The sequence below is a fragment of the Candidatus Neomarinimicrobiota bacterium genome, from assembly GCA_034716895.1.
In the GTDB taxonomy this organism is placed as follows: Bacteria; Fidelibacterota; UBA8477; order UBA8477; family JABMPR01; genus JABMPR01.
Map to the genome: position 1 here is coordinate 1 of JAYEKW010000233.1, position 7,444 is coordinate 7,444.

Annotated in this window: 6 protein-coding genes; all 6 read left to right on the forward strand. The window is 45.1% G+C overall.

Annotated elements, in window-relative coordinates:
• The first annotated feature begins 465 nt into the window (after window positions 1-465).
• Window positions 466-1,617: a peptidoglycan DD-metalloendopeptidase family protein gene (locus tag U9Q77_12955; protein MEA3288266.1), complete on the forward strand. Its 1,152-nt coding sequence runs from the start codon at window positions 466-468 to the stop codon at window positions 1,615-1,617.
• A complete protein-coding gene (locus U9Q77_12960) occupies window positions 1,605-2,723 on the forward strand; it encodes a hypothetical protein (GenBank protein ID MEA3288267.1) in 1,119 nt (372 codons plus the stop codon). Before U9Q77_12955 ends, U9Q77_12960 begins: the two co-directional genes overlap by 13 nt.
• A 70-nt stretch (window positions 2,724-2,793) precedes the next feature.
• On the forward strand, window positions 2,794-3,723 hold the full coding sequence (gene ricT, locus U9Q77_12965; protein ID MEA3288268.1) for a regulatory iron-sulfur-containing complex subunit RicT: 930 nt from the start codon (window positions 2,794-2,796) through the stop codon (window positions 3,721-3,723).
• A 6-nt stretch (window positions 3,724-3,729) separates the two neighbouring features.
• Window positions 3,730-5,607: a methionine--tRNA ligase gene (gene metG, locus U9Q77_12970; protein MEA3288269.1), complete on the forward strand. Its 1,878-nt coding sequence runs from the start codon at window positions 3,730-3,732 to the stop codon at window positions 5,605-5,607.
• Between the two features lie 271 nt (window positions 5,608-5,878).
• The gene (locus U9Q77_12975; GenBank protein MEA3288270.1) at window positions 5,879-6,637 is read left to right on the forward strand and encodes a TatD family hydrolase; all 759 of its coding nucleotides are present in this window, start codon (window positions 5,879-5,881) and stop codon (window positions 6,635-6,637) included.
• A gap of 89 nt (window positions 6,638-6,726) precedes the next feature.
• Window positions 6,727-7,444: 16S rRNA (adenine(1518)-N(6)/adenine(1519)-N(6))-dimethyltransferase RsmA (rsmA, locus tag U9Q77_12980; GenBank protein ID MEA3288271.1), on the forward strand; the 718-nt coding region annotated here is incomplete at its 3' end.

Here is a 7,444-nt window from a genome sequence, read left to right on the forward strand (position 1 = left end):
AAGAGCTACGCCGGACAAGCAAAGGCTCAAAGAGCCATTCAGGGATTTTATAGAACATAGTGCCTTAGTGACTTTGTGGCTATATATATGTAAAATATACTTACGGATAACATGGGCCGGTTTAATAGTCGCAAATTCCATTCATGAGCTTAATTTCTGTTAGCCCTTCAAGAGCCTCAGTGAGACTCTCGAAGCATCATTTTGTACGACTAATCGCTGACACCTTAATATTTGAAGCTGGTTTCAGTCAACCATTAAACAGCAGGGATCAGCCGTATGGTTTCAGTTATTAACCCTGTTCTATTTGATCCTTCGAGAGCAATTTGTTCCAGCTCAATGATCTTCTCAGGAAATAGTTCTGTGCTCGCAACAGAATCACATTTTTGATGTATGGGTTTCCAAGGTTATCACTTATCTTAAAAGCTGATGAAAAAATTGTTCTATATTTTTTTCCTGGCGCTCTCAGTGCCTCTGTTTATAACGGGTCAAACCGAAGATCTTGACAGAAGTATCAATTCACAATCCAACAGATTGAAGGAAATCCGAAAAGAAATCGATCGTCTCAATTCAAAGATCAGCAAGTCTCAGAAAGATGAAAGATCAACAGTCAAGCAGATCCAGGTTCTTGATCGACAAATAGCCATGATCACCCAGTTGAAACGTGAGCTGCAAAAAGAAAGAAAGCTCAAAGAGCGTCAGATAAGTATCCTGACAGAAACCATCCAGACCACCGACAAAAAGATTCGGGTCATGAAAACACGCGCAGCCCAACGGGCAGTTCAAGCCTATAAACTGGGGCGAAACCGTGATATTGATCTGCTCCTAACCTCAGGTGATATCAACCAGGCCCTGCGCCGAGCCACCTACCTTTCAGCTATAAACGATGCTGATCATGAAATGCTAAACAATCTCCAGGGAATGATAAGAGGTAATCGAAGCAGTCAAAATAATCTGGCCCGACGATTGGGAGAGGTAAAGCGCAATATCCGTGAGGAAGAGCAGTCTGGTCGACAGATATCATCACAGCAGAAAAAGAAAGAAACCAAGCTTAAAACCATCAAAAAAGACCGTCAGAGTATGCAGCAACTGGTCAGAACTAAACAGGCTGCTGCTAAAAAAATCCAGGGTATGATCCAGGATCTTGAAAAAAGAAAACAAGAGATCCTGAAAAAACTGGCGCAACAACGCGGCATGACCATGGATCAAGCCAAGGGTGAGTTCGCCAAATATAAAGGTCAACTTCGTTGGCCGGTTCAGGGAAAATTAGCAGGACGCTTTGGTCCTCACAAAAACAAAAAACTGGGCACTATAACCAACAATCCCGGAATTGATATTGCTGCACCAAAAGGAAAAAATGTTCGTGCCGTTTTAGATGGTTATGTGGTTGCAATTACCTGGATACCAGGATATGGCAATACCGTAATTATAGCCCATGGTGATAGTTACTATACCGTTTATGCTCATATAGACAACATTCAGGTTAACATGGATGGGTATGTTCTGAGGGATCAGATCATCGCCCAGGTCAGCGACATCGGCAGCCTGGATGGAGCACGATTACATTTTGAGGTTTGGAAAGGGAAAAACAAAAGAGATCCACTGAAATGGCTGAAATGACTAATAAATTCCAACTGATAGGGCAAGCACAAACTCGCCAATATTGGGATAGCCTCATGACCTCTGGAAAATTTGGGCACGCTCATATTCTCAGCGGGAACTCCGGTGTTGGCAAAGACGCGCTGGCTTTCTATGTCGCAGCCGCCCTTAACTGTCAATCTGACAGTAATAAACCATGCGGCACCTGTAAATCGTGTCATCAATTTCTCAATCACGAGCATCCTGCTCTGCAACTGATCCATGCATTGCCACGAAGATCAGCAAGTCAAACTGATCCCTTTGCCGGTATCAAAGAAACCGAGATGACTCACATCAACAGCGAGTTAGCCAAAAAAACAGCCTGGCCCTATTATCATCTGGAGATAGAGGCCGCCAATGATATTCGGATCTCAGCGATTCGGAAGTTGCGCAAAGATATTTATCTGGCAAATGATCCTGGATCAACCCGAGTGGTTATTATCCTGCGAGCACATAGAATGAATGTTGAAGCAGCCAATGCTCTTTTGAAGATCCTGGAAGAGCCCCCGCAGGGAACCATCTTTCTTTTGACAACGGAATATGCAGACAGATTACCCGACACTATTCGTTCACGCTGTGTACTGCACCACATACCAGATCTTAGCTGGGACTTGATCCAGGAAGACCTTATCCAAAAAGTCGGTATTGATCAGGTGCAGGCAGAGATTTGTGCCCGCATGTCAATGGGAGATCTGGCAACGGCTCACCGTTATACTGAACAAGACAATACCTTTTGGCTGGATCGGATCCGGTCCACATTGAACACCCTGGCTCGAGAGGATTATGTTTCTGTCCATAAACAAGTTTTAACCTTGATCGATAAAGAAGAACAAAGTGATGAATCGCGTCAACGGTTTCTTTCTTTACTGATCTTGTTCTTTAGAGATGTTGCCCTGCATATCAAAGAGGGGGAAACAGTATTGTGGGCTGCTCAGGTTCAACAAATGAACAAACTCTTCCCGAATTGTGACAGCCGGGCTGCCATCCAGGCGATCGAACGCACAAAGAATGCCCTGGAACGTAAAGTTTATTTGCAGCTTGCGCTGACTGCCTTATTTTTCGAACTACGGAAACATCTGCGATCCTAAATTACGCAGGATATAAAAGAACCAGAATAGAACCAAAGACCTAAGGGTTGATGGTCAGGAAATAAATCGTATGACCCGCTATATGCAACATAACCACGAATCATTTGGTGATAGTGGTCCCAAACCGTCCAAGTATTTTAAGGTTAGTTTTAAAGGCAACCGTCGTGAAACCTATCTTAATCCCAATAATCTGAAGCTTCGTTCCGGCGATTATGTTATCGTTGAGACCGAACTTGGAGAAGATATTGGTATAGTAACTCCGGTCTGCAATAAAACCTCTGGTTGCAATCGATCTCCCAGCGCTGAGCCAGAATTCAATAATCGCAAGCACGGTGAAGCCATTAGAGAACTGATTCGCAAAGCAAGTGATAAAGAGATCGGAGTTTATCACAGCAATCGACGTGACGAGCCCCGGGTGTTTACCAAGGGGTTGGAGCTGATCAGTAAAAACAAACTGAACATGAAACTGATCGATGTTGAATACCAACTGGATCGAAGAAAAATGACTTTTTTCTATACCGCTGAAGAACGGGTTGACTTCCGGCAGCTGGTCAAAGATCTAGCGTATGTATTTCGCACCCGGATCGAGATGAGACAGATCGGTGTACGTGATTATGCCAGACGACTTGACGGACAGGGTCCCTGCGGTCAACAGATCTGCTGCTCCCGTTTTATGGATGGATTTGAACCGGTTACCACTCAATATGCTAAAGACCAGAATTTACCGATCAACCCCAGCAAACTCAGTGGTGCCTGTGGAAAACTAAAATGTTGTTTGCGCTTTGAATGGGATTTCTATCATGAATCAATGAAAGACTTTCCCTCGGTAGGTGTGCCACTGGTAACGGCTGATGGACCGGGAACTCTGGTTTCCAATGATATCTTGAACCGCCGCTGCACGGTTTATCTGGAGCAGGGTAGAACTGAGATCTATGATCTTAAGACCATTAAAAAAGCTCTGAAACACATGGATTCTGATAATAAAGCAAGAAAGAACTAGATCCCAATGTCCCGATTTTATATTACCACTCCTATCTATTATGTAAATGATGAACCCCATATCGGCCATGCCTATACCACCATACTGGCTGATGTACTGGCGCGCTTTCACCGGGCAATGGGCGATGAGACCTATTTTCTGACTGGCACTGATGAACATGGCCAAAAAGTTCAGCAGGCAGCCCAAAAACGAGGGGTTGAACCACAGCAGCACGTGGATGAATACGTCCTGCGCTTTCAGGAAAAGTGGAATGCTCTAAATATCCAGTATGACCAATTCATCCGCACCACCCAAGACAACCATAAATCTGTTGTTGTTCATTTGCTGCAAAAGCTATGGGATAAAGGTCTGATCTATAAAGATTCTTATGAAGGTTGGTATTCTGTTGCCGAGGAACGCTTTCTGACTGACAAGGAATATGAAGAAGGTGAATGGCGGGATGTCAAACGGCTCTCGGAAACCAATTACTGGTTCAAAATGTCAAGCTACCAGGAAGATCTGATCAACTATATCCATGATAATCCGGATTTTATTCAACCTGCCTTCCGAAAAAATGAGGTCCTGGGCTTTCTGCGACAAAAGCTGGGTGATCTGTGTATTTCACGTCCTAAATCTCGTCTCAATTGGGGTATCGAGTTACCTTTTGATTCCGATTATGTGACCTATGTCTGGTTTGATGCCCTGACCAATTATATTTCTGCTATCGGGTATCCTCATGTTGATGAAACATTCAAAAAATGGTGGCCGGCAGATTATCATCTCATTGGAAAGGATATCCTGACCACCCACGCTGTGTACTGGCCCACCATGCTTATGGCCGCTGAGCTCCCGTTACCCAAAACTATCTTTGCCCACGGTTGGTGGCTTATGGGTGACATTAAAATGTCCAAATCTCTGGGAAATGTGGTCCGACCGTTGGATCTCTCTGAGAAATATGGTGTGGATGCCTTGCGCTATTTTCTTATGCGTGAAATGACTCCTGGACAGGATGCCAGTTTTACGTTGGAAGGTTTCATTAATCGCTATAATTCTGATCTGGCCAACGATCTTGGAAACATGGTCAACCGGATCACCAAACTGCTGGGACGTAACTTTGATTACATCCTGCCGGATCCCGGTGAAGCTGAACCGATCGACGCAGACCTGGCTCAACATGTCGCCGGTTTGCAAGAGAAAGTGGTCGGCGAGCTGGAGCAAATGAGAGTGAATTATGCCATTACCCATGTTTTTGAGGTATTGCGCGAGATCAACCGGTATCTGGAAGAGACGGCTCCCTGGAAGCTAATGAAAACCGATAAGATCCGGGCTGGAGCAGTGCTCTATTGTGCTGCTGAAGCACTACGACTGAGCGCTGTCCATCTTTACCCGATCATGCCGGTTAAGATCTCACAGTTGCTTGAAGTCATGGGAACTTCTGCAGAAGCTCGACTGACCGAACCCGATTGGTTTGTCTGGGGGCACATCAAACCCGGTACAATACTCGGTAAAACTGATGGGCTTTTTCCACGCATCGAGATGCCGGATGTTTCTGAATCCAAAGCTGAAAAGCTTGACCTTAAACCAGAGATCAGTTTTGAAGATTTTATGAAAATGGATATCCGGGTAGCCAAAATTATCAAGGCTGAAAAGCACCCTAATGCTGACAAACTCTTAAAGTTGCAGGTTGACCTGGGTGCAGAACAGCGTCAAGTAATTGCTGGTATTGCAGAACATTATGCACCTGCAGATCTACTGGGGAAAACCGTATCTATTATTACCAATTTGAAACCGGCCAAGATCAGGGGAGAACTTTCCCAGGGCATGATCCTGGCGGCTGATGATGGCACTACGGTCTCGCCCTTGGTTCCCCTGAAAGATGTTGAAACAGGATCTAAAGTACGTTAGGGGTTTGGAGGTTGGAGTTAGGTGTTAGGTGCTATACCATTTTCAGTTGAAGTATTCATCAGATTCAAAATATCACCCTATACTTTGCAAGTTACGGGAGACAAGTTTTGCCTTTTTACGCCCTGTGAGAATTTTAAGTGTGTCATACTGAGCTCGCCGAAGTGCAGTAAAAACGGAAAAAATGAAGAATATATGGCTAATTTGGAGCTGAATATGGTATTAGTTACCCAAAATGATTTTCTCACCTAACCCCCAATCCCTAACACCCAACATGATAGATACTCACTGCCACCTGAACATCGAGCCCCTGCTGGAGCGAGTTGATGAAGTTCTTGAGGCCGCCGAACAGCAAGGTGTTGGCAAGCTGGTGGTTATCGGGATCGATATTCCCACTTCTGAGATCGCGGTTCAACTGGCTGAAAAGTATCCTCAGGTCTATGCGGCTGTAGGAATTCATCCTAACGATTGCGCCAAAGCTCCGGATAATTGGGAAAATTACATCCTGGATATGCTGGCTCACCAAAAGGTGGTGGCCGTTGGTGAAACCGGCCTGGACTATTACTGGGATGATGCACCTCCGGATCTGCAGAAAGTATTCTTCAGGGATCACCTTGACCTGGCCCTGGCTACGGGTAAACCAGTGATCATTCATAACCGGGAAGCCGACCAGGATATCTTGCAACAAGTGATGGAACATGGAAATATCAGGGGCGTTTTTCACTGTTGGCCAAGTGGGTGGGATCTTGCCAGGCCCCTGATCGACAAAGGTTACCATCTTTCGTTTACCGGGACGGTGACCTTTAAAAAGAACGACCTGGTTCAGGATGTTGCTGCCCGGATACCCATGGATCGTCTTATGTTGGAAACCGACAGCCCCTTTCTGACACCAACACCCCATCGCGGTAAGCGACCCAATGAACCAAAATATTTAATTCATATTGCTGAGAAAATTGCCGAGTTACGTCAGATCAGCCTGGAAGAAGTTGCTGAAGCAACTACCCGAAATGCAGAATTGTTTTTTGGCTTATAATAACGATTGGTTCCCACGACTGAAGTCGTGGGCTTTTTGCCAAAAATCATTCTGGGGTAACCTATGTTTTTAATCATCGAGGTTATGTAATGGGGCTACGACCTGATCTGCGTTTTTTTAAGAAATGGGGGCAGAATTTTATTACCGACCCGTCTTTTCTGGATAAGCTGGTTCGGACGGTCAAACCTCAGGCAGATGACACTTTAATTGAGATCGGACCAGGTACTGGTGCATTAACACGACTGTTTGCAGCCCGTGTGCAAAAATTGCACGCCATCGAGATCGATGCACGGATGGATGAATACCTGGCACCCCTGGCTACCGAAATTGAATCTTTTTCATATGAATTCAGTGATTTTCTCAAGTGGACACCACCAGAAGATCTGGGATCTTTTCGTCTCATTGGCAACATCCCCTATTACATCACTTCAGCATTGATCCTGCAGGCTTTTGAACATCACGAACGGATCACTGATGTACATTTCCTCATGCAAAAGGAAGTTGGCAAACGCCTGGTGGCTCCCCACGGCTCCAAAAAATACGGAATCCTCTCCGTTTATGCTGCTCTGTTCGCCAAAACTGAATACCTGTTTGATATTAGTCGGAATATTTTTCATCCCATTCCGGATGTGGATTCCTGTTTTGTACGCTTCAGTTTCAAGGAAGCCCGACAAGTTTCAGGTGAAATTGAACCCTACTTGCGACGGGTTGTCCGGATCGCATTCAATCAACGCCGAAAAACCTTACGCAATAGTTTGAAATCAATTCTAAAGGATAAACCGCCCGTGGAAGATCAGTTTGATCTAG

What these genes read in the sequence shown, in the direction of transcription:
- ricT (MEA3288268.1), top strand. Translation starts at nt 2,794, where the DNA reads ATGACCCGCTATATGCAACATAACCACGAATCATTTGGTGATAGTGGT.
- U9Q77_12975 (MEA3288270.1), top strand. Translation starts at nt 5,879, where the DNA reads ATGATAGATACTCACTGCCACCTGAACATCGAGCCCCTGCTGGAGCGA.
- metG (MEA3288269.1), top strand. Translation starts at nt 3,730, where the DNA reads ATGTCCCGATTTTATATTACCACTCCTATCTATTATGTAAATGATGAA.
- U9Q77_12960 (MEA3288267.1), top strand. Translation starts at nt 1,605, where the DNA reads ATGGCTGAAATGACTAATAAATTCCAACTGATAGGGCAAGCACAAACT.